General features: G+C 69.6%; 20 protein-coding genes, 2 tRNA genes and 1 pseudogene. 9 read left to right on the top strand and 14 right to left on the bottom strand.

Features of this window, described 5'->3' with window-relative positions; all coding sequences use genetic code 11:
* Positions 1 to 99: 99 nt before the first annotated feature.
* The 5 genes from thrC to ACXNSR_RS26355 form a co-directional block, all read right to left on the bottom strand.
* On the bottom strand, positions 100 to 1,170 hold the full coding sequence (thrC, locus tag ACXNSR_RS26375; protein ID WP_458637910.1) for a threonine synthase: 1,071 nt from the start codon (positions 1,168 to 1,170) through the stop codon (positions 100 to 102).
* Positions 1,171 to 1,176: 6 nt separating this feature from the next.
* The gene (locus tag ACXNSR_RS26370) at positions 1,177 to 2,469 is read right to left on the bottom strand and encodes a homoserine dehydrogenase (protein ID WP_458637909.1); all 1,293 of its coding nucleotides are present in this window, start codon (positions 2,467 to 2,469) and stop codon (positions 1,177 to 1,179) included.
* A 123-nt stretch (positions 2,470 to 2,592) separates the two neighbouring features.
* Complete coding sequence (gene lysA / locus ACXNSR_RS26365) at positions 2,593 to 3,984, bottom strand: diaminopimelate decarboxylase (protein WP_458637908.1); 1,392 nt, start codon at positions 3,982 to 3,984, stop codon at positions 2,593 to 2,595.
* A 19-nt stretch (positions 3,985 to 4,003) separates the two neighbouring features.
* Complete coding sequence (gene nrtL, locus ACXNSR_RS26360; RefSeq protein WP_458637907.1) at positions 4,004 to 4,933, bottom strand: ArgS-related anticodon-binding protein NrtL; 930 nt, start codon at positions 4,931 to 4,933, stop codon at positions 4,004 to 4,006.
* Between the two features lie 94 nt (positions 4,934 to 5,027).
* On the bottom strand, positions 5,028 to 5,513 hold the full coding sequence (locus tag ACXNSR_RS26355) for a response regulator (protein WP_458643396.1): 486 nt from the start codon (positions 5,511 to 5,513) through the stop codon (positions 5,028 to 5,030).
* 106 nt (positions 5,514 to 5,619) lie between these two features.
* On the opposite strand from ACXNSR_RS26355, the gene ACXNSR_RS26350 reads away from it, so the two are divergent.
* Positions 5,620 to 5,691: transfer RNA gene (locus ACXNSR_RS26350), tRNA-Arg, on the top strand.
* A 216-nt stretch (positions 5,692 to 5,907) separates the two neighbouring features.
* Here ACXNSR_RS26350 and ACXNSR_RS26345 read toward each other — a convergent pair.
* Positions 5,908 to 7,149: pseudogene (locus tag ACXNSR_RS26345) on the bottom strand (tyrosine-type recombinase/integrase); the annotation flags it as partial.
* Between the two features lie 626 nt (positions 7,150 to 7,775).
* On the opposite strand from ACXNSR_RS26345, the gene ACXNSR_RS26340 reads away from it, so the two are divergent.
* From ACXNSR_RS26340 to ACXNSR_RS26320, 5 genes are all read left to right on the top strand, one after another.
* Positions 7,776 to 10,568 (top strand): type I restriction endonuclease subunit R, encoded by a 2,793-nt coding sequence (locus ACXNSR_RS26340; RefSeq protein WP_458637906.1) that lies wholly within the window; start codon positions 7,776 to 7,778, stop codon positions 10,566 to 10,568.
* A complete protein-coding gene (locus ACXNSR_RS26335) occupies positions 10,565 to 11,854 on the top strand; it encodes a restriction endonuclease subunit S (RefSeq protein WP_458637905.1) in 1,290 nt (429 codons plus the stop codon). The genes ACXNSR_RS26340 and ACXNSR_RS26335 overlap by 4 nt, the downstream gene beginning before the upstream one ends.
* Entirely contained in the window at positions 11,854 to 12,006 is a 153-nt protein-coding gene (locus ACXNSR_RS26330) for a hypothetical protein (RefSeq protein WP_458637904.1), read from the top strand. Before ACXNSR_RS26335 ends, ACXNSR_RS26330 begins: the two co-directional genes overlap by 1 nt.
* A gap of 60 nt (positions 12,007 to 12,066) precedes the next feature.
* Entirely contained in the window at positions 12,067 to 13,554 is a 1,488-nt protein-coding gene (locus tag ACXNSR_RS26325) for a class I SAM-dependent DNA methyltransferase (RefSeq protein ID WP_458637903.1), read from the top strand.
* A 104-nt stretch (positions 13,555 to 13,658) separates the two neighbouring features.
* Positions 13,659 to 13,736: transfer RNA gene (locus ACXNSR_RS26320), tRNA-Arg, on the top strand.
* 407 nt (positions 13,737 to 14,143) lie between these two features.
* On the opposite strand, the gene ACXNSR_RS26315 is transcribed toward ACXNSR_RS26320, so the two are convergent.
* The 4 genes from ACXNSR_RS26315 to ACXNSR_RS26300 all read right to left on the bottom strand — a co-directional run bounded on the left by ACXNSR_RS26315 (position 14,144) and on the right by ACXNSR_RS26300 (position 17,303).
* Positions 14,144 to 14,716 carry a hypothetical protein gene (locus ACXNSR_RS26315; RefSeq protein ID WP_458637902.1) on the bottom strand — a complete coding sequence of 191 codons (573 nt, stop codon included), beginning with the start codon at positions 14,714 to 14,716 and terminating at the stop codon, positions 14,144 to 14,146.
* Entirely contained in the window at positions 14,709 to 15,938 is a 1,230-nt protein-coding gene (locus tag ACXNSR_RS26310) for a hypothetical protein (protein WP_458637901.1), read from the bottom strand. Before ACXNSR_RS26310 ends, ACXNSR_RS26315 begins: the two co-directional genes overlap by 8 nt.
* A 61-nt stretch (positions 15,939 to 15,999) precedes the next feature.
* Positions 16,000 to 16,848 carry an ABC transporter ATP-binding protein gene (locus ACXNSR_RS26305; RefSeq protein WP_458637900.1) on the bottom strand — a complete coding sequence of 283 codons (849 nt, stop codon included), beginning with the start codon at positions 16,846 to 16,848 and terminating at the stop codon, positions 16,000 to 16,002.
* A gap of 17 nt (positions 16,849 to 16,865) precedes the next feature.
* A complete protein-coding gene (locus tag ACXNSR_RS26300) occupies positions 16,866 to 17,303 on the bottom strand; it encodes a hypothetical protein (RefSeq protein WP_458637899.1) in 438 nt (145 codons plus the stop codon).
* A gap of 320 nt (positions 17,304 to 17,623) precedes the next feature.
* On the opposite strand from ACXNSR_RS26300, the gene ACXNSR_RS26295 reads away from it, so the two are divergent.
* Positions 17,624 to 18,610, top strand: a complete 987-nt coding sequence (locus tag ACXNSR_RS26295; protein ID WP_458637898.1) for an XdhC family protein — start codon at positions 17,624 to 17,626, stop codon at positions 18,608 to 18,610.
* A gap of 111 nt (positions 18,611 to 18,721) precedes the next feature.
* Here ACXNSR_RS26295 and ACXNSR_RS26290 read toward each other — a convergent pair whose 3' ends face one another.
* Complete coding sequence (locus tag ACXNSR_RS26290) at positions 18,722 to 19,045, bottom strand: plasmid stabilization protein (protein ID WP_458637897.1); 324 nt, start codon at positions 19,043 to 19,045, stop codon at positions 18,722 to 18,724.
* A gap of 114 nt (positions 19,046 to 19,159) precedes the next feature.
* Here ACXNSR_RS26290 and ACXNSR_RS26285 point away from each other — a divergent pair, with 114 nt between their 5' ends.
* The gene (locus ACXNSR_RS26285; protein ID WP_458637896.1) at positions 19,160 to 19,555 is read left to right on the top strand and encodes a DUF6479 family protein; all 396 of its coding nucleotides are present in this window, start codon (positions 19,160 to 19,162) and stop codon (positions 19,553 to 19,555) included.
* A gap of 84 nt (positions 19,556 to 19,639) precedes the next feature.
* Here the strand turns inward: ACXNSR_RS26285 and ACXNSR_RS26280 are convergent, their stop codons facing one another.
* On the bottom strand, positions 19,640 to 20,530 hold the full coding sequence (locus ACXNSR_RS26280) for an ATP-dependent DNA ligase (protein WP_458643395.1): 891 nt from the start codon (positions 20,528 to 20,530) through the stop codon (positions 19,640 to 19,642).
* On the bottom strand, positions 20,530 to 21,426 hold the full coding sequence (ligD, locus tag ACXNSR_RS26275; RefSeq protein ID WP_458637895.1) for a non-homologous end-joining DNA ligase: 897 nt from the start codon (positions 21,424 to 21,426) through the stop codon (positions 20,530 to 20,532). Before ligD ends, ACXNSR_RS26280 begins: the two co-directional genes overlap by 1 nt.
* Positions 21,427 to 21,457: 31 nt before the next feature.
* Here ligD and ku point away from each other — a divergent pair, with 31 nt between their 5' ends.
* Positions 21,458 to 22,555 (top strand): non-homologous end joining protein Ku, encoded by a 1,098-nt coding sequence (gene ku / locus ACXNSR_RS26270; protein WP_458637894.1) that lies wholly within the window; start codon positions 21,458 to 21,460, stop codon positions 22,553 to 22,555.
* Positions 22,556 to 22,660: 105 nt separating this feature from the next.
* Here the strand turns inward: ku and ACXNSR_RS26265 are convergent, their stop codons facing one another.
* The gene (locus ACXNSR_RS26265; RefSeq protein WP_458637893.1) at positions 22,661 to 23,497 is read right to left on the bottom strand and encodes a nuclease-related domain-containing protein; all 837 of its coding nucleotides are present in this window, start codon (positions 23,495 to 23,497) and stop codon (positions 22,661 to 22,663) included.
* Positions 23,498 to 23,580 lie beyond the last annotated feature (83 nt).

Here is a 23,580-nt window from a genome sequence, read left to right as displayed (position 1 = left end):
CCTCCGGAACCCGGCTCACACGGTGGTGCCGGGTACTGCGGGTACTACGGGTACTGCGGGCACTGCGGGTACTGCTGTTGCGCCGCGGAGGTACCGCCGTCAGACCAGGCCGAGGCGCACGGCTGCGGCTTCGGCGTCCACCGGAACGGTGACCGGCTGCGGAGCGCCGGCGATCGCCCAGTCGGGGTCCTTCAGGCCGTTGCCGGTGACGGTGCACACGATCTTCTGACCGGGGTCGACCAGGCCCAGCTCGGCGGCCTTGAGCAGACCGGCCACCGAGGCGGCCGAGGCCGGCTCGACGAACACGCCCTCCTGCGAGGCCAACAGCCGGTACGCGGCGAGGATCTGGCGGTCCGTCACCTCGTCGATGAAGCCGCCCGACTCGTCACGCGCGGCCAGCGCGTAGTCCCAGGAGGCCGGGTTGCCGATCCGGATCGCGGTGGCGATGGTGTGCGGCTCCTTGACGACCTCGCCGCGCACGATGGGCGCGGAACCGGAGGCCTGGAAACCCCACACGCGGGGCGTACGGGTGGACAGGCCGTCGGCCTTGTACTCCTTGAAGCCCTTCCAGTACGCGGTGATGTTGCCCGCGTTGCCGACGGGCAGCACGTGGATGTCGGGCGCGTCGCCGAGCGCGTCGACGATCTCGAACGCGGCCGTCTTCTGGCCCTCGATGCGCACCGGGTTGACCGAATTGACCAGCGCGACCGGGTAGTTGTCGGAGAGCGCGCGGGCCAGGTTCAGGCAGTCGTCGAAGTTGCCGTCCACCTGAAGGATCTTGGCGCCGTGCACCAGCGCCTGGCCCATCTTACCGAGCGCGATCTTGCCGCGGGGCACGAGGACGGCCGAGACCATCCCGGCGCGCACCGCGTACGCGGCGGCGGAGGCGGAGGTGTTGCCGGTGGACGCGCAGATGACGGCCTTGGCGCCGTCCTCCTTGGCCTTGGTGATCGCCATGGTCATGCCGCGGTCCTTGAAGGACCCGGTGGGGTTCGCCCCCTCGACCTTCAGATGCACCTCGCAACCGGTGCGCTCGGAGAGCACCTGGGCGGGGACGAGGGGAGTGCCGCCCTCGCGGAGCGTCACCACGGGAGTCGTTTCCGTCACCGGCAGGCGGTCCCGGTACTCCTCGATGATGCCGCGCCACTGGTGGGTGCGATTGCTGCTCATGGGTCCTTACTCCCCTTCAACACGCATGATGCTGGCGACACCGCGGACGGTGTCCAGCTGCCGCAGAGCCTCGACGGTCCCGGAGAGGGCGGCGTCGGGCGCGCGGTGAGTGACGACGACGAGGGAGGCCTCGCCGTCCTTGCCCTGCTGGCGGACGGTGTCGATCGAGACACCGTGCTCCGCGAACGTCGTCGCCACCTGGGCGAGGACGCCCGGCTTGTCCGCCACATCGAGGCTGATGTGGTAGCGGGTGACGACGTCGCCCATGGGGCTGACCGGCAGCTGGGTGTACGCCGACTCGCCGGGCCCCGTTGCCTCGGCGAGCTTGTTGCGGGCGACGGCGACGAGGTCGCCGAGGACCGCGGACGCGGTGGGCGCACCGCCCGCGCCGGGCCCGTAGAACATGAGCCGCCCGGCGGCCTCCGCCTCGACGAAGACGGCGTTGTACGCCTCGCGGACGGAGGCGAGCGGGTGGCTGATCGGGATCATCGCCGGGTGGACGCGGGCGGTGACCGACTCGCCGTCGGCGGCGCGCTCCAGGATGGCGAGGAGCTTGATGGTGCAGCCCATCCGCTTGGCGGAGGCGAAGTCCGCCGCGCTGACCTCGGTCATGCCCTCGCGGTACACGTCGTCCAGCCGGACGCGGGTGTGGAAGGCGATGCCGGCCAGGATCGCGGCCTTGGCGGCGGCGTCGTAGCCCTCGACGTCGGCGGTCGGGTCTGCCTCGGCGTACCCGAGGGCCGTGGCCTCGTCGAGCGCCTCCTGGTAACCGGCGCCGGTGGAGTCCATCTTGTCGAGGATGAAGTTCGTCGTGCCGTTGACGATGCCCATCACGCGGTTGATCTTGTCGCCCGCGAGCGACTCGCGCATCGGGCGGACCAGCGGGATGGCGCCGGCGACGGCGGCCTCGTAGTAGAGGTCCAGGCCGTGCTGCTCCGCCGCGGCGTGCAGCGCGGCGCCGTCCTGGGCGAGCAGCGCCTTGTTCGCGGAGACCACGGAGATGCCGTGCTCGAAGGCGGTGGTGATGAGGGTGCGGGCGGGCTCGATGCCGCCGATGACCTCGATGGCGATGTCGATGTCACCGCGTTTGAGGAGGGCGGTCGCATCGGTGGTGACCAGCTCGGGGTCGATGCCCTCGCGGACCTTGGAGGGGCGGCGCACGGCCACGCCGGCGAGCTCGACGGGCGCCCCGATCCTCTGCGTGAGGTCGTCGGCGTGCGTCGTCATGATGCGAGCCACTTCTGAGCCGACCACTCCACAGCCCAGCAGCGCCACCTTCAGCGGACGCGTACGCATCATTCGACCTACGCCTTTCGATCTTCCATCGGTACCCTGCGGGCGGTTTGCCCGCCGGGTGGAACCAGTCTCACTCAATGGACAGCAGTTTCCATCCTCGGTCCATTGAGTGAGACACCTATTTCATCATCCGAGGTCGAGACGCAGGAGATCTTCCTCCGTCTCGCGGCGGACGATCACTCGGGCCTGTCCGTCGCGCACGGCGACGACGGGCGGGCGCAGAGCGTGGTTGTAGTTGCTGGCCATGGAGCGGCAGTACGCGCCGGTGGCCGGAACGGCCAGCAGGTCGCCGGGCGCGAGGTCGGCCGGCAGGAACGCGTCCTTCACGACGATGTCGCCGCTCTCGCAGTGCTTGCCGACGACGCGTACGAGCATGGGCTCGGCGGTGGAGGTGCGCGAGACCAGGGAGATGGAGTACTCGGCGTCGTACAGGGCGGTACGGATGTTGTCGGACATCCCGCCGTCGACGCTCACGTAGGTACGCAGGCCTTCCAGCGGCTTGATCGTCCCCACCTCGTACAGCGTGAACGCGGTCGGGCCGACGATGGCGCGGCCGGGCTCCACGGAGATCCGCGGGGCGCGCAGTCCGGCGCTCTCGCACTCCCGGGCCACGATCTCGTGCAGGGCCTTGGCGATCTCGTGGGGCTCGCGCGGGTCGTCGCCCGAGGTGTACGCGATGCCGAGGCCACCGCCCAGGTCGATCTCGGGCAGCTCCACCCCGTGCTCGTCCCGGACGTCGGCCAGCAGCCGCACGACGCGCTTGGCGGAGACCTCGAAGCCGGCCATGTCGAAGATCTGCGAACCGATGTGGGAGTGGACGCCGAGCAGCTCCAGCGAGTCGTGTCCGAGCGCCCGGCGCACGGCCTCGGCGGCGGACCCGTCCGCCACCGCGATGCCGAACTTCTGGTCCTCGTGCGCGGTGGCGATGAACTCGTGGGTGTGCGCCTCGACGCCGACCGTCACGCGGATCTGAACGGGCTGGCGTACGCCCAGCTCACGGGCGATGTGCGCGACGCGGGCGATCTCCTGGAAGGAGTCGAGCACGATGCGCCCGACCCCTGCCTCGACGGCCCGGCGGATCTCGCCCTCGGACTTGTTGTTCCCGTGGAAGGCGATCCGCGCGGCGGGCATCCCGGCGGCGAGCGCGGTGGTCAGCTCCCCGCCGGAGCACACGTCGACGTTGAGCCCCTCCTCCTTCAGCCACTTCACGACGGCCTTGGAGAGGAACGCCTTGCCGGCGTAGAACACGTCTGCGTCGGGACCGAAGGCGTGCGCCCAGGCCCGGCACCGGGCCCGGAAGTCCTCCTCGTCGAGGAAGTAGGCGGGGGTCCCGAACTCCTCCGCGAGCCTGGTCACTTCGATGCCGCCCACGGCGACGACCCCGTCGGCCGTGCGCTCGACGGTCCGGGCCCAGACCTTCTCGTCGAGGGCGTTCAGGTCGGCGGGCGGCGGGGAGTAGTGCCCCTCGGGCAGGACGTCGGCGTGGCGGGGCCCGGCGGGGTGCGCGGAACGGCTCATCGGTATCTCTCTTCGCGGGTCACAGGCGTGTCGGTGCGTCTATGCCGAGCAGGGCCAGGCCGCCGGCCAGCACCGTCCCGGCGGCTTCGGCAAGAGCCAGCCGGGCACGGTGGGCGGCCGAGGGTTTCTCGTCGCCCTTGGGCAGGACCCGGTACTGGAAGTCGAGCAGCGCGTCGGCCAGCTCGACGAGGTGCCGGGCGAGCCGCTCGGGCGCACGGTGGTGCGCGGCGGCCTCCAGGACGAGGGGGTGGTCGGCGAGGACGCGCAGCAGGGCGGGCGCGTCGACCTCACCGGGCTCGGGGCGGAAGCCGAGCTGCTCGGCATTGCGTACGAGCGCGCGGGCGCGGGCGTGGGCGTACCGCACCCGGTGGAGCTCGTTGCCCTCCCCCTGCACGAGCAGCACGTCGCAGAACTCGGGGGTCTCGCGCGCGGGGACGGTCAGCACGGCCCAGGCGACGGCGTCGGCCCCGTACCGCGCGAGCACGTCCCCGTCGCGGCGGGCGACGGGCGCCACGCTCACGGCCGGACCGGGCCGGACCCCCTGCGCGGCCTCGATCCGCGCGACGGCGGCCCGTACGAGGCGCTCGCGCAGCTCGCCGGACGGCGGGTCCGGGACCTCGATCACCGCCACCGGGCGCACGTCACGCACCAGCCGGGCAGCGGAAACGGAACCCAGCGAGAAATTCAGGAATCCGGCCCCGGTGACCTCGACCCGCTCGATCCCGGCCACTGCGCCGAGCCGGCGGGCCAGCACCGCGGCGACCTCGGCCGGCCGCACCCCGGCACCCTTCGCGATCTGGAAGGCGACGGGAGTGGCGTACTCCCCGACCCCACCGGGCCGGGTCCGCTCGACCACCACGCGCACGGGCACCGCCCCGGCCAGCTCACCGTCCTCGACGGCGCGGCGCACGGCGCTCACGACGCAACGGGAGAGGTCTGCGGGGGTCACGGGACCCAGCCTAGGGGAGACGCCCCGTCATCAGCCGAAGGGTTTCGCCATGTGAACAGAGCACTGGACAACCGGAACGGACGGGGAGGGCGCGCTACTGGTGGGGACCACCCCTCCCCCTCCCGGCGGGCGCCCCTTTCCTCCCGTCGTGCCGGTCCTTGCTCTCGATCAGCCGGCGCACGACCCGTACCAGCTCGGTGGGCTCGAACGGCTTCGCGAGGAAGGCGTCCACGCCGGCCGAGATCCCGGCCTCCACCTCCTGCTGCGTGCAGGCGCTGACGATGGCGACGGGCACGTCCCTTGTCCGCGGGTCGGCCCGCAACTGCGCGGCCGCCCCGAACCCGTCCAGTCGCGGCATGACCACATCAAGGGTGATCACGTCGGGACACACCCGGTGCACGACGTCCAGACACTCGGCACCATCGTTCGCGGTCACGACCTCGAAGCCCTCCAGCTCGAGATTGACCTTGATCAGTTGCCGGATGACCTTGTTGTCGTCGACAACAAGCACCCGGCCCGCGACGCCTGGCACAACTCGAGAGTAGGTCCGCCCGGGCCCCCGCGTCCGGGTTTTCGCCACTTCCACCCCCTGCGGGCGAACCACTCCCTCCTCCCCCGCAAACCGGTTCCTGATCACCCCGCGGAAGCTGGTAGTGTTCAACCCGTCGCAGCAACACCGACGACACGCCCCCGTAGCTCAGGGGATAGAGCAACGGCCTCCGGAGCCGTGTGCGCAGGTTCGAATCCTGCCGGGGGCACTTCGCAGGAAGTGCCCAAAGACCCCGCCATCAGCGGTAACGCTGAAGCCGGGGTCTTCGCGTATGTGCAGCCAACTGCCGCCCTGCGCACCCGTATGTCAGACCCTGTGGACTATTCGTGGACAGGATCTTGGTCCATCGCCGCAGGTCAGCCGTAGAAACACGGAAGGCCCCCGGACAGGTCCAGGGGCCTCGCACCGCATCACCGACTAGCGATCACTCGTACTCACGCAGCAGATCTTCGATCCGACGGTTGGCCACCTCCTGACGCCCGTCGAGGCACTTCGCGTACCGACTGAGCAGCACCTCCACGCTATTGCCAGCACGCTCGGCAACCTCGGTCGGGTCGACGCCGGCGTTGAGCCACGTGGAGAGCGCCGAGTGCCGAAGGTCATACGGCCGACTGGCGAGCGGAGTGGCCGCGACGGCCGGCGCCCGCCCTCCCTGGCGAACAGTCTGCCGTCCACAGCCGTGCCGAAGGTGTCCAGGTGCTCGCGGAGGATGGACACGAACTGGGGCGGGATCGGCACCCGGCGGACGTCTTCCGTAGGCCGGTTCTTCAGACCGCGATCGTCGTGACTCTGCCCGGAGTCGGTCCACTGCTTCCCGACGCTCGGCCTGGTCCGGTGCAGCAACGCGGTGCCCCAGCCGGAGTCCGGAAGCGTCAGGTCCGGCTCGGCCAGCCCCACGGCTTCGGCCGGCCGAAAGCCCCCGAAGTACATCCCGGCATAGAGGCCAACCAGACGCCGACCGCGGGCCCGGCGATAGCCGCCGACGTACGAGACCGCGTGGAGCAGCAATCGGGCCTGCTCGGGGTTGGCCACGACCCGGGGGTCCACCTCGCTGGAGACCTTGGGCTTCTGCCAGCAGACGGCCGCCAGCGGGCTTTCCCGGAACTCGCCGAGGTCCACGGCGTAGAGCAGGGCGTTCACCAGCGTGCGCCGCTTCCGCCGTACGGTCTCGGCAGCCGCCGCGGTCCCGTCCAGCTTGATCTTCAGCGAGTCGAGGACCGCCCGCCCCAAGGCCGGGTCGGACAGGTCGGACAGCGGCCGAGAGGCCTTGGCGACCCAGTGCAGGATGTTGCCGACGTCCGCCGGTAGATCCCGGTCATCCGGGCCGGGCAGGACGAACGCCCAGTTCCTCAGGGTCTTCCGCAGCTCGGTGTCCGCGGGGCGGCCCGGGCGCTCGTCCAGGAGCGCCATCGTCACCGAAGTCAGCGACTCGTTGATCCCGTCCCGGGTGTTCGGCGCCGCGTGGGGCCACTTCATCGCGAGGTACTTCAGCGCGAAGGCGTACCAGGTCAGCGTCGCCTTCGGCTCGGCCATCGAGCCGGGGAGCCCGGACGCCGTGTCGGACTCCTCCCCGTCACGGGCAGCCCACATCGGAGAAGACCTGCCCGGCCACGGACCAGCGAACGTCGTAGGACGGACACTTGGTGTCCCGCTTCCGGACACTCCAGCACTCTGAGCCAGACGGCGCGGTAAGAGTTTCCCTACTTCATCAGGCGGCTCGCTCCGCTCACCGCACGCGGCCCGGCCCCCGGCCGGGCCTGCGCTCCTGTCTCCACCCCGCTCCAGCCCGGCCAGCGCCCGGGCCGCGCACACAGCAATCAGCCGCCTGACGTTAGAGAAGGGATACGTCGTGGCTGGGGCGGTCGGCTCCACGGCTTTACGGAGCCACTTTGGCGCGAGCCTCGAAGATCATGGCCCCAACGTCGTGCTTTACCGGGCAGACCCACAGGTGCCCGACACGCCGGAAGCTTACGGGGCCATGATCACTCGCGCCAAAGCAGCGCCACCCCAAAGCCGCTCCACCGACCTCGATGACGGTGCCGAGGTGGTCAGGCATCATCACGGCAGAGTCCGGCGGTGATCCAACTCCGCCCGCTACCAGCCCTCAGGCGATCGACGGACGGGCAGACTCGAGGTCCAAGCACGCAAGCAGGCACGGGAGTTGCCGCAGTTTGAATGGCATCGACAACGGAACTAACAGGCGACTTGTGCCAGGAAGCGACGGCAAGGCATGCTCAGTCTCCACCATTCCGCTGCTCTCTACACCGAATCTCCATGCTCTGCACTGAGGCGATGATGACGGCGACCGATGACGACAGACTCCCTGCCGAGGCGCGCGCTCGAAAGCGCATCGACGAGCAACTCGCGGCTGCAGGCTGGCAGGTGCAGGACGGCAAGGACCTAAACCTGTTCGCCGGCGAGGGCATCGCCGTGCGTGAGGTCATCATGTCCGCCGGACACGGGCGGGCGGACTACCTGCTTTACGTCGGCAGGCGAGTAGTCGGCGTCATCGAGGCCAAGCCTATGGGCACCACACTGTCGGGCGTGGAGTGGCAGTCGTCCATGTATGCCACGGGCCTGCCGGAGCGGCACCGAAAGCGCGCCAACCTGTGGGGCGACCGCCTCCCCTTCGTCTTCGAGGCATCCGGTACCGAGACCCACTTCACCAACGGTTACGACCCTGAGCCGCGCGCCCGGAGGATCTTTGCGTTCCCGCGGCCGGAAACACTGGCCAGGATCATTCGGGATGCCGAGGCCGCCCCGGAGGCCCCCACGTGGAGGGCAAAGATTCAGGCGATGCCGCCGCTGGTCACCGAGATGCTGCGTCCCGCGCAGATCGATGCGGTCCAGGGCACGGAGAAGTCTCTCGCGGCGCAGCGCGCCGATCGCTCCCTGATCCAGATGGCCACCGGCGCGGGCAAGACCTACACCGCGGTCACGCTGTCGTACCGGCTGCTGAAGTACGCGGGCTTCAAGCGGATCCTGTTTCTGGTAGACCGCAACAACCTGGCCGACCAGACGGCCGGCGAATTCGCCAACTATGCCACGCCCGACGACGGGCGCCGCTTCACCGAGATCTACTCGGTGCAGAAGCTAGCGGCGGCAGGCATGCTCGCCAGCTCCGGCGTCGTGATATCCACGATTCAGCGGGTCTACTCGGTGCTGCGCGGCAAGGAGGTCCCGGGCGGCGACGACCCGCAGCTGGACGACTGGACCCCGAACGAGCCGGTCACCGTCCAGTACAGCTCGGCCATGCCGCCCGAATCGTTCGACCTGGTGATCGTGGACGAGGCGCACCGCTCGATCTACGGGGTGTGGAAGGGCGTCCTGGAGTACTTCGACGCCCACATCATCGGACTGACGGCCACGCCCGGGAAGCAGACGTTCGCGTTCTTCCGCCAGAACCTGGTGTCGCAGTACACCTACACGGAGTCCGTGGCAGACGGCGTGAACGTCGACTTCGACATCTACAGAATCAAGACTGCCATCGGCGAGAACGGAGCGACGATCGAGGCCGGCACGCACGTGCCGAAGGTGGATCGGCGCACCCGCATTCAGCGGATCGAGGTCATCGACGAGACGCTGGAGTACCGAAAATCGCAGCTCGATCGCGCTGTCACCAACCCCAACCAAATCCGGACCGTCCTAGAGACCTTCCGCGACCGGCTGTTCACCGAAATCTTCCCCGGTCGCACGGCCGTCCCAAAAACACTGATCTTCTGCAAAGATGACGCCCATGCCGAGGAGGTCGTCACACAAGTGCGGCAGGTCTTCGGTAAGGGGAACGACTTCGCCGCAAAGATCACCTATCAGGCCAAGGACCCGAAGGGACACCTGCAGACTTTCCGCACCTCCGCGAGCCTACGCTTCGCCGTGACCGTGGACATGATCGCCACCGGCACCGACGTGAAGCCGCTGGAGTGTGTCTTCTTCATGCGGGACGTTCGGTCAGCCCAGTACTTCGAGCAGATGAAAGGGCGCGGCGCACGAACGATCACCCCCGCCGACTTCCAAGCGGTGACGCCCGACCTAAAGGCCAAGGAGAAGACCAGGTTTGTCATCGTAGACGCCATCGGTGTTACCGAGCACGGCTTCGTCGATCCTCCGCTAAACCGCACCAAAAACATCTCGCTGCAGAAACTACTCCAGAAGGCCGCGAACCTGACGATCACTGAGGACGAGACCGCCACGCTGGCCTCCCGCCTCGCCGCGCTGGAACTGCAGCTCAAGCCCGCCGAACGCACCGAGCTCGAAAGCGTGGCCGACCGGCCACTCAAGGCGATCGTGAAGGGGCTCGTCGAGGCCTGCGACCCTGAGAACCAGGCCCAGGCCCTCGCAGCCGCCAGCCCAGGGGCAAGCCGCGAACAGGTTGTGGAAGAAATGATAGAGGCCGCCGTCGAACCGATCGCGGCCAACCCTGAGCTGCGTAACCGGATCATGGAACTGCGCCGCCAGCACGACCTGATAATCGACGACACCAACCCCGACACCCTCCTAGAGGCCTATGGAGTCGTCGACGACAACAAGGCCTTGGAGATCGTCTTGGACTGGCGTGTCTACCTGCGCGAGCACCGCACTGAGATCACCGCGCTCCAGGTCCTACAGGAGGCCGGCCGCTCCGGCAATCGCCCGGCAGGCGAGGTCTTCGCGCAGATCCAGGAACTGGCCGACCGCATCGCCCGACCGCCGCACCGCTGGACCCCTGAGGTGCTGTGGAAAGCGTACGAGCAGATCGAGAAGACCCGGGTACGGCCGAACACCAAGGCCAGGGTGACGGATCTGGTGTCTCTGCTTCGGTTTACCCTGCAAGTTGACGACGAGCTGGTCCCATACGCCGACAAGGTGCGCGAGCGGTACCAGAGCTGGTTGCTGCAGCAAGAGCAGGCCGGAGTCGTCTTCACGGACGCACAGAGGTGGTGGCTAGACAACATGGCCGAGGTGATCGCGGTGTCGGCACTGATCGACGCCGACGACCTGGACGAGGCCCCGTTCACTGAACGCGGCGGCATCGACGGCGCCCTCCGCGACCTCGGCGACGGCGTCACTGAGCTCCTTGCCGCCATGAATAAGGAGCTCACCGCGTGACCCTGCTCCGTGACATCGCCCTTGTGATCGACTGCGAGCATAAGACCGCGCCGCGAACCGAAGGCGAGACATACGGATACTCAATCGGCACTCGAGAGGTTCGCAACGGGCGCATCAATCTGGCTAACGCAAAGCCGATAGACCGTCAGACCTTCGAAGAGTGGACCCGCCGAGCAGTTCCTGCACCCGGCGACCTGATCTTCTCCCGCGAAGCTCCAATGGGCGAAGTGGGGGAAGTTCCTCAAGAGGCACGCGTCTCTCTGGGGCAGAGGACTGTACTCGTGCAGATTAAAAGCAGCGAAGTTAGCCATCGGTATTTGAAATACCGCTTGATGGCTCCCGATACTCAGCAGTGGATCAAACAACATTCTGCTGGTTCGACAGTCCTTCACTTGAACGTCTCGGACGTAAAGCAGATCCCCCTTGGGGAACTGCCAGCTCTCCTAAGGCAGGAGCAAATCGTTGAGGTGCTGGAGGACCACCTGTCCCGTCTCGACGCCGGCGTCGCCTACCTCAACGCCGCCAAGCGGCGCGCCCGGGTACTGACCAAAGCGGTACTGGCTGCCCTCATCCCGGATGTTGCTGACTATCCCGCTTCCTGGGAATCGACAACGGTTTCCCGTGCGGGAACCGTTGAGCTGGGTCGTCAGCGGCATCCGGACTGGCACTCGGGCCCGAACATGCACCCCTACCTCCGCGTGGCGAATGTATTTGAAGACCGCATCGACACAGCCGATGTCATGGAGATGCATTGGCCAGATGACACATTCGACCGATTCCGCCTCGAACCTGATGACATCCTGCTGAACGAAGGACAGAGCCCGGAGTGGCTGGGACGGCCTGCTATCTACCGAGGAGTCCCCAAAAAAGTCGCTTTCACTAACAGCCTCCTGCGTTTCAAGGCACGCGAAGACGTCCTCCCAGAGTTTGCTCTCCTCGTTTTCCGGCGTCACATGCACACTGGACGATTCAGGCGGGAGTCGCGCATCACAACGAACATCGCCCACCTATCAGCCACCCGCCTCAAGAGGATTGAGTTCCCTGTTCCTCCTATTGAGGAGCAGGAATACATCGTGGAGACGGCCACTCTCAAACTCGATGCCACAAAACGACTCGAAGCGGATATTTCGCGATCCGAATATAAAGCCCAGTCTCTCCGCCGATCCCTTCTGGCTTCCGCTTTTTCCGGACGGCTCACTGGTTCTTCAGGCAGCCCTGAGCCCGAGGCCGTCGAGGCGCTGGTTGATGAGGTCAACTCAGCCGTTCCCGAAGGGGCGCTGCTCTGATGGCCGGCATGCAGGTCCACCTGTTTCTCGTGGATGGAACGCCGGGCGATCTCATGACAGCCGACGTCTCCGTCCGCTGCCGGTGCCGTCGGGCGTGGGTGACCGAGGACGGCGTCGGCTTCGCCGTGTGGAAGAGCCGCAGCGTGCAGTAGCACCGCCAGCGTCAACTGTTCTTGTGGGGCAAACGCCCCGGTGTTCGAAGGAAGAGAATCGTGGCGGATGGTCGCCGACTGGTCGACAAGCTTTGGTCCTACGCAGGCGTCCTGCGTGACGACGGCGTCGGGGTGATCGAGTACACCGAACAGCTGACGTACCTGCTGTTCCTGAAGATGGCGCACGAGCGGGCGCACCGGAAGCTCAGGCCGGAGAAGATCGTCCCCGATCAGTTCTCCTGGCAGTGCCTACTGGACGCCAAGGGCATCGATCTGGAGGCCGAGTACACGCGGATCCTGCAGGGTCTGGGCCGGCAGCGCGGGACGCTGGGCACGATCTTCCGCAAGGCTCAGAATCGGATCCAGGACCCGGCCAAGCTGGAGCGCCTGATCCACGACCTGATCGACAAGGAGAACTGGTCGTCCACCGGCACTGACATCAACGGTGACGCCTACGAATCCCTTCTGGCAAAGGGGGCCAGTGACAAGGGTTCTGGGGCCGGTCAGTACTTCACTCCGCGCTCGATCATCTCCGCGGTGGTCGACATCGTGCGGCCCACCGTGGCCGACACGGTCGTTGACCCGGCCTGCGGCACCGGCGGCTTCCTGCTGACCGCGCACGAATACGCCTCCAAGAACGCCTCCCAGATGACGCCCCCGGAGCGCGAGCATCTGCGCGACTCCTTCGTCCACGGCGTAGAGCTCGTGGACGGCACCGCCCGTCTCGCCGCGATGAACCTGATGCTGCACGGCATTGGCACCCCCACAGGGAACTCCCTGATCGAGGTCAAAGATGCCCTGATCGCAGACCCGGGCAACCGGTGGTCCGTGGTCCTCGCGAACCCGCCGTTCGGCACGAAGTCGTCGATCACGATGGTCGGTGAGAACGGCAAGGCCAACCGCGACGACCGGGCGATCGAGCGCCAAGACTTCGTCGTCACCACGAGCAACAAGCAGCTCAACTTCCTGCAGCACATCATGACGATTCTGGACATCAATGGCCGGGCAGCCGTGGTGCTCCCCGACAACGTGCTCTTCGAGGCCGGTGCTGGCGAGACCCTGCGCCGCCGTCTACTGCGCGACTTCGACCTGCACACGCTGCTGCGCCTACCAACTGGCGTGTTCTACGCCCAGGGCGTCAAGGCGAACGTGCTGTTCTTCGACAAGAAGCCGGCCAGCGAGACGCCGTGGACCAACAAACTGTGGGTCTACGACCTTCGGACCAACCAGCGCTTCACACCCAAGAAGAACCCTCTGACGCGCAAGCACCTGGACGACTTCGTGGCTTACGCAAAGCCGGGATGCGCGCACGAAGAACGCGAAGAGACCGAGCTCTTCAAGTCGTTCACGTATGACGAGCTGATTACCCGCGACAAGGTCAACCTCGATATCACGTGGCTGCGCGACGAGTCGCTCGAAGACTTCGACAACCTGCCGACACCAGAGATCATCGCCCGTGAGATCGTCGAGGACCTCACCGCGGCCCTGGAAGAGTTTGCTGCCGTCGCCTCCGCCTTGGAAGACGCCGAGCCGGAGTCCGTCGAGTGAAAGCGGAATCGCCGGAAGAGAGAGGGGCTGCAGTGTGCGGCAGCTGACGAATTCACGGCCGTGGACTATTTGTGGACGGGACACGTCCGGCACAGCCACTCGGCGCCGTTGACCTGTGGGTTCCCCTCTTCATCACTCGGCCTCCGGAGCCGTGTGCGCAGGTTCGAATCCTGCCGGGGGCACTTCGCAGGAAGTGCCCAAAGACCCCGCCATCAGCGGCAACGCTGAAGCCGGGGTCTTCGCGTATGTGCAGACATGCAGCAGTCCGTGCAGCCCCATCACTGCCCCTGCGGCCTGTCAGCGGCCTGGAACTGTCCACGCTGCTGCCTGCCCGTGCAGCGACCTCGGTCGGGGCGACACCCGCATTGAGCCGGGTGGAGAGTGTCGAGTGCTTCAGGCCCGTGCCCCGATGAGGTCCTTCTTGAGTGAAGTGGTCGGCACTGCAGCGTCCTTGGGGCGGCATGCTCGCCACCGAGGATCAGCGCATCCTCGTACTCCTTCCCGACCGACAGGCCTTGGGCCGGTGCACCTCTTGGATCCCCTGTCGGCGGTTCGTCGGATGGGCGCTTCGCCGGGGTGGCGCATGGGTTCAGCCGCGACGGCAAGGCCCGCGGAGGAGGTACGTCGTGAGGGCCGTTGCCGTGATGAGGATCGTGATGGTCCAGGTGTAGGGGACGGTGCCCGGGAGCAGGAGGAGGGACCAGGGTTCCACCTGCGCCTGGGGTTTGGTGCCGATCAGCCACATGATCATCGGGGTGGCGACCGGAGGAACCCAGGCTGCGGCCGGAGGCAGGAGGCAGGCGCCGGAGAAGGCCAGGCCCGTCAGCAGGAAGGTGTTGCGAAAGGCGACGGCCGGGTCGTTGGTGGCGCCCGTCAGGGCGAGGGCAGCCGCGAGGGCGAGGACCACCGCTGTGGTCGTGGCCCGCAGGCGCGTGGCCGTCGGCGTGATGCGTTCCTGTACCTCTGCCGCCGTGGCGAGGGCGGACGGCAGGAATGCCGCGAAGAGTGCCGGGACCATCGGCCAGAGCGCGCCCTGTACGCCGTCCCGGGCCGGTACGTCGTACAGGCGGAGCGGGGTCGCGACCCACAGCAGCGCGCAGAGCAGGCCCGCGATCCCCTGCCGGCCCAGCCGCCAGCGCCGGACGTAGAGAAGGCTAGGCATCGCAGGCTGCCAAGCGCTGGAACGCGGCACGGGCTGCGGAGATCCTCTCGGGGGCGGTGCCGCCGGTGAGCCGGGGGTCCAGGACCGGGTCCTCGTACGGCGGAAGGCCCACGGCTTCGGCGAGCCAGTAGCGGGCGTCGACGTGCGCGCGTTCCATGGCAGTACCGGGCTCGATCACGCAGTCGGAGCCGTAGTAGGTGCCCAGGAACATGTCGAGCAGCAGTTCCCGGTCCCCCGTGACGGTGTCCGGGGAGAGTTCGCCGGTTCGGGTGGTGCTGCGCAGGGCGTCCTGACGGAAGGCGGCCGGGGCGGGGAGGTCCAGCTGAGCCATGGCCCGCACCAGGGGGGTGAGGCTCGCGCGCAGACGGGGCTCGTACGAGGTGTAGCCGCGGCCGAGGCAGATCTCGGGGCTGGAGCCGTGACAGCGGACGTCACCGGGGCGGGCTTCCAGGTACAGGGGGTCCGCCGAGGCGAGGTGGCCGGCCGAGAGCGCGCACAGTACGGCGGTGGCGGTGGCTGTGAGGAGGTGTCGCGGGCGCAGTCGGTGGGGGGCTGCGCTCCAGGCTCCGGCGAGCAGTGCGAGGAGAGTGGCGGCCGCGTAGAACACGGCCTGGGACGTCTGGGTGCCGGCTTTGGGGCGCAGCCCCACGAGCGAGCCGGTGGCTCCGCCGACCATCACGAACTCGGAGAGGTCACCCGCGTAGAGGGCGAGGAAGGCGAGGAACACGGCGATCGCCACCAGCGGAGCCGCGACCTTGCCGTTGTCGCCTCCGAGCCAGCCTGCTGTCAGGCCGACGGCGCACGCGAGGCCGAGGAGGGTGAGCGCGGGCAGCGGGGTCAGGAGTTCGGGCCGCCCGAGGACGGGCGGGGTGCCGGCCCCGGCCACGAGGCCGAGCACCAGCGACAGCCCGAGGAGGAATGCTGCGGAGGTCCAGGCGAGAAGGGCGGCCCAGGCTGCCGACAGCATCGCGAAGGGGCGGTGGTGGGCGGAGAGGAAGGCGCGGGCGCGGGACAGGCGGTGGCCCTCCCAGGCGGCCACACCCGCCAGGATCGGGCCGAGCAGCATCACGGAGAAGTTGTACTGGTACACCGCCCACATCGGCTCGTGCCGCCAGCCCATCGGGCGCAGCACGGTGTTGAGGACGACGAGCAGGACGAGGAAGGGGAAGGCGGTCCGACCGAGGGACCGGCGCATGTGCAGGGAAAGCGTGCTGCTGGTCACCGGGCGCCTCCACGGGTCGGGTCGGTGTGTTCCGCGGGGCGGCCCGCCGTGCGACGGCTGCTCAACGGCCACCGCCCTCAGGACACTGGGCAGAGCCTCCGCCGCTCAGCTCGTGGAGTGCCTGTTCCACCGAGCGGGCCGGGGTGTGGTCGGCGCCGGAGCCGGCCCGGGCCATGAGTTCCACGGGCGTGCCGTCGAAGACGACCCGGCCCTCCCGCAGGGAGACGACCCGGTCGGCCAGCAGTTCGATGTCCTCCGTGTGGTGGGTGCTCAGAACGACGCAGTGAGTGCTGCCCAAGCGAGCCAGGAAGGTACGCAGCTCGATGCGGTGCTCCACGTCGATGCCGGTCGTGGGCTCGTCCAGGAGCAGGATGCCGGGCTCGTGGACGACCGCTTGGGCGATGTGGGCGCGCTGGCGGTTGCCTCCGGAGAGGCTCCGCAGCCGGGTGTCGGCGACGGCGGTGAGGTGAAGCTCCTCGACGACGCGCCGGATGGCCTCCGCGCGCCGACTGCGCGGCACACCACGGAGCCACGCCGCGTAGGTCACCGCTTCGCGGACGGTGAAGTGGCCGGGAAAGTCCGGCGTTTGGGGAAGGTATCCGATGGCCTCGCGGTAGCGGCGGAGGCTCGTTCGGCGGTCCGCTCCGCTGTCGCCGAGCGAGACCGACCCGGCCGCGGGCCGGAGGAGGAGCGCGCACGTCTTGAGCAGGGTCGTCTTGCCCGACCCGTTGGAGCCGGTGAGGGCGGTGACACCGGGCCGGAAGGAGAGAGCCGGGATGTCCAGGGCGACCCTGCCGCGATAGCGGACCTCGAGATCGCGGACGTCGAGCCGGAGGGTGCCGCCGCCGGGGTCTGCCAAGGGATCCGCTTCGTCCGGCGCCCCGTCCCCGCGCCGAGGAGGGTTGATCATCGTGCAGTCCTCGGTTCTCAGTATTCGAAGGAGGGAAGCGCCTGCTCCGAGCAGGTGTCGGGGACCGGCCAGCCGAGCTGGACGCATGCCCTCGTGCCTCCGCGAACGGACTTCGCCGTGGGTTCGAGGGGGTAGGAGAGGTAGTGGGTCACGTAGTACGTGTGGTTGTGCTCGGGCGTGTTCAGCGCGTGCACCTCGGCACCGTTCTCGAAGTACCAGTTCCCCGTGGTGTAGACCGTGTTGCCGTCCGCGGCGAGGTCCTTCGACATGACCTTGTTCTTCGCTCTCATGTTGCGGTCATTGCGGAAGTCGCCGTACGCCGTCGCCCGGGCCTTTCCGTCGTAGGACACGGTGACACCGCCCCAGCCGACGGCTGACGCGGAGCCCGCCACGACCGTGACGAGGACGACCCCACCGGTGGCCAGGGCGGCCGTTCGGGGAGTGGTGCGGAGCATGAACGCACCTTTCTGATCAGGGGGAAGGGGTTCAGGGATGCCAGAGCATTCCATGCGATAGGTAGACGTTTAGTCCGGATGAGGCGCCAAAGCCGCGATCGCCCCCGAACGGGTGACACAGGTGTCAACGCAAGGGGCCGTCGGGTCCGCGTCGACCCGGACGTTTCCGGTGGTCCGTACGAGGGAGGTGGGGCGGGGTCTGTGGGATCCGGGGGGTGGGTAGGGGTGGGGTGCGTGCGTACGTTGGGGGTGAGGCCGCATGGCGCCGCCGGTTCAGGTGCCCGGTGGCGGGCTCTGACGATCGGGAAGGGGCGGCACGGATGCGTGAGCTGGTGGAGACGGCGCGGCGGTGGGTGGCCGAGGGGCGGGCCGGGTATCTGGCCCGGCCCGTGACCGAGCAGGGGTTCGGGCCGCGGGATCCGGCCGGGGCCGTGCTCATCGATGCGCGGGGGGAGTGTGTCGGCACGCTCTACCGCGGGGTCTTCGACGCCGAGCTCGCCGCCGAGGTCGCGGCCCTGCCGGCCGGGGTCACGGCGCGGGTGTGCGAGGTGTCCGTGCGGGCGGCCGAGGCCGTGGCCGCGAAGCTGACCTGCGGCGGGCAGGCCGAGGTGCTGCTGCAGCCGCTCTCGGCGATCCCGGCCCGGTGGTGGGAGCTGCTCGGCGACGGGGTCGGGGTGGCGTTGGTGACCCGGCTGAACGAGGCCGCCGACCAGGCCACCAGTGAGGTCGTACGGGCCACGGACGCGCCCGGTGACGATGCCGGGCGGCGGGCGGGCGAGCTGCTGGCGACCCGGCGGGCCGGGCGGGACGCGCTGTACGCGGAGTCGGGGCTGGTGCTGGTCGAGGCGTTCCCGTCGGCCCCGTACGTGGTCATCGGGGGCGGCGGTGAGCTCGCCGAGATCATCGAGCGGCAGGCGTCACTGCTGGGCTGGGAGGCCGTCCTGGTCACCGGCCCGGAGGAGGCCGGCAAGGTGCTGGAGGAACGCCGGGACGCCGCGTGCCTGGTCATGCTCAGCCATGAGGAGTCGTTCGACGTGCCGACGCTGCGGGTGGCCCTGAACCGGGAGGTGCCGTACGTCGGTGCGCTGGGCTCCCGCAAGACCACGGCCCGGCGGCGGGAGGGGCTGCTCGCGGCCGGGGTCACCGAGGCCCAACTGGCGCGGGTGCACGGCCCGATCGGCCTGGACCTCGGCGCCCGCACCCCGGCGGAGACCGCGCTGGCGATCTGCGCCGAGATCCTGGGGGTGCTCGGCCGGCGCGAGGCCGGCGGCGCCCTGCGGGATGCCGATGGGCCGATCAACTCCTGAGTCGTCCCTTCCGGTTCTTGCCGGCCCCGGGACGCCCGTCCGCCTGGCCGCCTGGCCGCCTGGCCGCCTGACCGCCCGGCCTACCGGGCGGCCGGGCGGACCGACCGGCCTTCACTGCCCCAGGGCCCGTTTGAGCTGCGTCTTGTTCATGTCCGAGCGGCCGTGGATGTTGCGGCGCCGGGCCTCGGCGTAGAGCTGTTCGTACGTGGGTCCCTGCGCGCCCGAGTGGGAGTGCAGGCCCCCGCGCCGCGACGAGGAGATGTCCTCGACGGATTCCCTGCTCGCGGTCCGGGATTCGCCGGCCCGGGCGCGTTCCTTGTTCACCGTCCGGGCGGCGATCTCCTTCGCCTTCTCCTCGGGTTCGCCGCGCCGCTCCAGGCCCTCCTTGATGTGCTCGTACTGTCGTTCGCGCTTCGGGGAAGATCCGCGGGGCATGGTCGGCCTCCTTGCCGTTCGCCGGGTACGCACACCAGGCGCGTACCCCGGATGGCCCAGGGCATCCAGGACATGGCGAAGCATTTCAGACACCAGTGAGCGAACATGGTCGGTATGGACACGACCCTGAGCGTGGACGCGACCCTCGCCGACATCGCATGGTTCCTGGTCGTCGGCATCCTCGTCGCCGGCTTCCTGCTGGGCGGCTTCCTGCTGGGCAAGAGGGTGCGGGCGAAGGAGCCACCCCCGCCCGCCCCCGAGACCCAGCCGCATCTGCCCGAGGGTGGCGCCGTCTACGAGGTCCGCGAGGAGCGCGACCAGGTGGAGATCCCGGAGGGCGGCCTGCGACCGCACGAGATGCAGGGCTACGGGAACTTCGGCTCCACCACCTCCAGCCATCCGGACGAGGTCCGTGCGGAACGGGAGTCCGGCTACAAGATCCCGGAGGGGCCGGGACCGCATCCACAGCCAGGGGCACCGCCGGACGCGGGGCGCGGCGCACACGCCTGACGCCTGACGCCTGACGCCTGACGCCTGACGCCTGACGCCTGACACGACCACCCCTCGCCCTCCGACCCGCGCCTCCCGCGCGGGTCAGAGGTCCGTCCGCAGCCGCAGCACCTCCGGCGGCGGGTGCCGGGTCGAGGTGTACCGGACCTCCGCCGTGAGCGGTGGGTCGAGCGCCCGGTACGGGACCTCCCCCAGCCCGATCGCCGTGACCGTCGCCGTGGGAGGGGTCGGCGGGGCCTCCCCGCGGGCGGCCACCTCGGCCGCCACCTCCGAACGCAGCGCCGCGCTCAGCGGGCTCGACACCAGCGGCGTCTCGTCCCCGACCGGCAGGACGAGCACCAGGGCGAGCGGGCGGCGGGGGGTGCCGGTGTAGCCGACCACCGCCGCGTCCCGGACGTCGGTGTGCCGCAGCTTCTGCCAGCCGCGCCGCCCGGCCGGGTAGGCCTGGTCCAGGCGCTTCACGACCAGGCCCTCGATCCCGCTGGCCGGCAGGGTGTCGTACCAGGTGGCGGCCAGTTCCGGATCGGTCGTCATCGGCACCGGCTGCAGCGGCGGCCCGAGCGGCAGCAGCAGGTCGACGAGGAGGGACCGGCGGCGCTCGTACGGGCGTGCGCGCAGGTCCAGCCCGGCCAGTTCCAGCACGTCGAAGGCGGCGTACGAGGCGGGCAGGCGCTGCGCGAGCACGGCGGCCCGCGCCGCGGTGGCCGCCGCCCTGCGCTGCACCAGCGCGAAGTCGGTACGGCCCGCGTGCCAGACCACCACCTCGCCGTCGAGCACCGTATCGGCGGGCAACTGCAGCGCGGCCGCGGCCAGATCGGGAAAGGCGCTGGTCACGATGCGGCCGGAACGCGCCTGGAGCGTCACGTCGGTCGCCGAGCGCAGCACGACGAGCCGGTGTCCGTCGAACTTCGGCTCGTACGCCAGTCCCGCCCCGCGCGGCAGGGTGCGCACGGCGGCGGCCAGCGCCACGCGGATCACGGCCGGGTCCCGGGGAGGGGGCGGGCCCGTGCGGGGTCGGTCAGCGGGGCGAAGAGGTCTCCGTCGCGGGCGAGCCTCGGGGTGATGTCGTCGGCGAGGAAGACGAGCCCGGCGGCGGTCCGGCAGGCTTCGACCTCCGCCCAGGACACGGGCGCGGACACGGTCGGCCGGGCCCGCGCGCGCAGGGTGTAGGGGGCCGCGGTGGTCTTGGCGGCGGCGTTCTGGCTGTGGTCGACGAACACCTTGCCGGGGCGCAGCGCCTTGGCCATGCGGTGGACGACCAGGTCGGGGAGCTCGCGCTCGGCCTCCTGGGCGAGCTGCTTCGCGTACGCGGACACCCGCTCGGACGGGGTCGGATCCAGCGGAACGGCCAGGTGCATGCCCTTGGAGCCGGAGGTCTTGGCGTAGGCGTGCAGGCCGTCGGCGGCGAGCCGCTCGCGCAGCCAGAGCGCGGCGGCGCAGCACTCGACGACGGTGGCGGGCGGGCCGGGGTCGAGGTCGAGGACCATCCGGTCGGCGAGGGCGGGGTGGCCGGCGGTCCACTGGGGGGTGTGGAACTCCACGACGAGGTTGGCGGACCACATGAGGGTGGCCAGGTCGGCGACGACCACCTGGGCGGCGGAGAGGTCCTCGGAGCGCGGCACGGAGGTGGTCCTCACCCACTCGGGTGTGCCGGGCGGCGGGTTCTTGGTGAAGAAGAGCTGCCCGTCCGGTCCGTCGGGATAGCGCAGGAAGGACACCGGCCGGTCGTGGATGTGGGCGAGCAGCGGGCCCGCGACCGTGGCGTAGTAGTGCAGCACCTCGCCCTTGGTGAAGCCGGTCTCCGGGTACAGGACCTTGTCGAGATTGCTGAGCGCGATGCGACGGCCCTCCACCATTGTGATCGGCGTCATACGATGAGACTGCCACGAAACAGGAGGAACCGTGCGATCCATATGGAACGGGGCGATCTCCTTCGGCCTGGTCAGCATCCCGATCAAGCTCGTGAACGCCACCGAGAGCCACTCGATCTCCTTCCGCCAGATCCACGTGAGTGACGGCGGGCGCGTCCGGTACCGCAAGGTGTGCGAGCTGGACGGGGAGGAGGTGCCGAGCGCCGAGATCGGCAAGGGGTACGAGGAGGCCGACGGGTCGATCGTCCCCATCACCGACGAGGACCTGGCGCAGCTGCCGCTGGCGACGGCGAAGACGATCGAGATCATGTCGTTCGTACCGGCGGAGGAGATCGATCCGCTGCAGATGGACGCGGCGTACTACCTCGCGGCGAACGGCGCGACGGCGGCGAAGCCGTACACGTTGCTGCGGGAGGCGCTCAAGCGGAGCCGGAAGGTCGCGATCGCCAAGTACGCGCTGCGGGGGCGGGAGCGGCTGGGCATGCTGCGGGTCGTGGACGACGTGATCGCGATGCACGGGCTGCTCTGGCCGGACGAGATCCGGGCGCCGGAGGGGGTGGCACCGGAGGTCACGGTGTCCGTGCGGGAAGCCGAACTCGACCTGGCGGACGCGCTGATGGCGACGCTGGGGGAGGTGGAGATGGCTTCGCTGCGCGACGACTACCGCGAGGCCGTGGAGGCGCTGATCGTCGCGAAGTCGGCCGGGGCGTTCGAACCGGCGGAGGCCGTGGTGGAGCCGTCCGGGGGGCAGGTGATCGACCTGATGGCGGCGCTGGAGAAGAGCGTGCGTGCCGCGAAGGCCTCCCGGGGGGAGGCGGGGGCCGAGGCCGAGGCCGAAGCCGAGGTGACGCCGATCCGACGGAAGGCCGGCGCGGGCGCGGGTACGGGTACGGGCGCGGCTGCGCCGAAGGCGGTCGGCGGGAAGAAGTCGACGGCGGCCACGGCCAAGAAGACGACGGCCTCGGCCGCGACGAAGAAGAAGACGACGACCACCGGCAAATCGACTGCCGGCAAGTCGACTTCGGCGGCCAGGAGCACCGCCAAGAGCACGGCCAAGACCGCAGCGGCGAAGAAGACCGGTGCGGCGGCGAAGAAGACCGCGACGCCGCGGAAGCGGACCTCCGCCTGAGCCTGCGGCGCTCTCCCCTGCCCGCCCCTTCCCGAAACCGGGGCTCCGCCCCGGACCCCGCGCCTCGAACGCCGGCGTTGGCGAGGCCCGAGCGTGCCTGAGGTCTCAGGCGGCGGGGTGACCGGTGCCGGCGCCGGCGCCGGTGCCGGTGAGCCAGGTCGTGGTGTCACGGGCCCGGGCGAAGAGGGCTTCGATCTCAGGGGGTTTGAGCGCCGTGGGGGACGCCGCGAGGTTCGGGGTCGCCGTCGGGGGCTGGAGGACGCGGATGTCGCGGACCGTGGGAGCCGTCTCGACCCGCGAGGCGTCGACCAGCGCCAGCGCCGGGGTGACCTCGGCGGCCAGCGCCGCCGTGGCGAAGGCCGCCGCGCGGCGGATCCAGCGGGGGTCCGGACGGGGTTCCGTGCGGCCCACCGTGAGCAGGAGGTCACCGATCACCGCGCGCTGCCGACGGCCCGGGACCGTACGCACGCAGAAGATCCCCGCCGGGCCGATGAGCAGGTGGTCGACGAGGCCCAGGCCCGGCAGCGGAACGCAGTGCACGGTCCGCCAGCCCTCGGGTTCCAGGGCGTCGAAGGCGTCGCCCATCCGCTGCTGCGCGGTCAGGTCCTGGCGCAGCCGGTGCCGGGCCCTGGCGCCCGCCGAGCCGTGTTCCAGTTCGCCCAGCAGGGTCTCCCCCGGGCGGTTCGGGGCCAGGTCCGCATCCGGCGGCAGCGCGAGACGCCGCAGGTCGGAGGCGGTGGGAACCGGGGGCGGGCCGATCGAGACCGTCCCGCTCAGATAGGGGCGGAGCGCGGCCAGGATCGCCTCGCGGTGGTCGTCCGCGAGGACGCTGATCCGGTTGGCCTGCCGGTCGTACCAGCCCACCGCCTGCCCGTCGGGCAGATTGACGTACAGCCGCCCGCGGCCGGGCCGGCCGCTCGGCAGCACCTTGAGTCCGCGCATCGCCCTCACCCCCGCCGTCCATGGGAGCAGCCGGGGAGCCGCAGGGCAATCCCTCGGATGTGTAACGACTCCGACGGAACGTT

The sequence above is a fragment of the Streptomyces sp. NC-S4 genome (assembly GCF_054353315.1).
This window is presented reverse-complemented; position numbering and strand designations above follow the sequence as displayed.

Excerpts from the sequence above, each read along its gene's own strand:
- ACXNSR_RS26315 (WP_458637902.1), bottom strand. The coding sequence starts at position 14,716 with ATGCCTAGCCTTCTCTACGTCCGGCGCTGGCGGCTGGGCCGGCAGGGG.
- ligD (WP_458637895.1), bottom strand. The coding sequence starts at position 21,426 with ATGACGCCGATCACAATGGTGGAGGGCCGTCGCATCGCGCTCAGCAAT.
- ACXNSR_RS26265 (WP_458637893.1), bottom strand. The coding sequence starts at position 23,497 with ATGCGCGGACTCAAGGTGCTGCCGAGCGGCCGGCCCGGCCGCGGGCGG.
- ACXNSR_RS26290 (WP_458637897.1), bottom strand. The coding sequence starts at position 19,045 with ATGCCCCGCGGATCTTCCCCGAAGCGCGAACGACAGTACGAGCACATC.
- thrC (WP_458637910.1), bottom strand. The coding sequence starts at position 1,170 with ATGAGCAGCAATCGCACCCACCAGTGGCGCGGCATCATCGAGGAGTAC.
- ACXNSR_RS26300 (WP_458637899.1), bottom strand. The coding sequence starts at position 17,303 with ATGCTCCGCACCACTCCCCGAACGGCCGCCCTGGCCACCGGTGGGGTC.
- ACXNSR_RS26330 (WP_458637904.1), top strand. The coding sequence starts at position 11,854 with ATGGCCGGCATGCAGGTCCACCTGTTTCTCGTGGATGGAACGCCGGGC.
- ACXNSR_RS26305 (WP_458637900.1), bottom strand. The coding sequence starts at position 16,848 with ATGATCAACCCTCCTCGGCGCGGGGACGGGGCGCCGGACGAAGCGGAT.
- ACXNSR_RS26340 (WP_458637906.1), top strand. The coding sequence starts at position 7,776 with ATGATGACGGCGACCGATGACGACAGACTCCCTGCCGAGGCGCGCGCT.
- ACXNSR_RS26295 (WP_458637898.1), top strand. The coding sequence starts at position 17,624 with ATGCGTGAGCTGGTGGAGACGGCGCGGCGGTGGGTGGCCGAGGGGCGG.
- ACXNSR_RS26285 (WP_458637896.1), top strand. The coding sequence starts at position 19,160 with ATGGACACGACCCTGAGCGTGGACGCGACCCTCGCCGACATCGCATGG.
- lysA (WP_458637908.1), bottom strand. The coding sequence starts at position 3,984 with ATGAGCCGTTCCGCGCACCCCGCCGGGCCCCGCCACGCCGACGTCCTG.
- ACXNSR_RS26370 (WP_458637909.1), bottom strand. The coding sequence starts at position 2,469 with ATGATGCGTACGCGTCCGCTGAAGGTGGCGCTGCTGGGCTGTGGAGTG.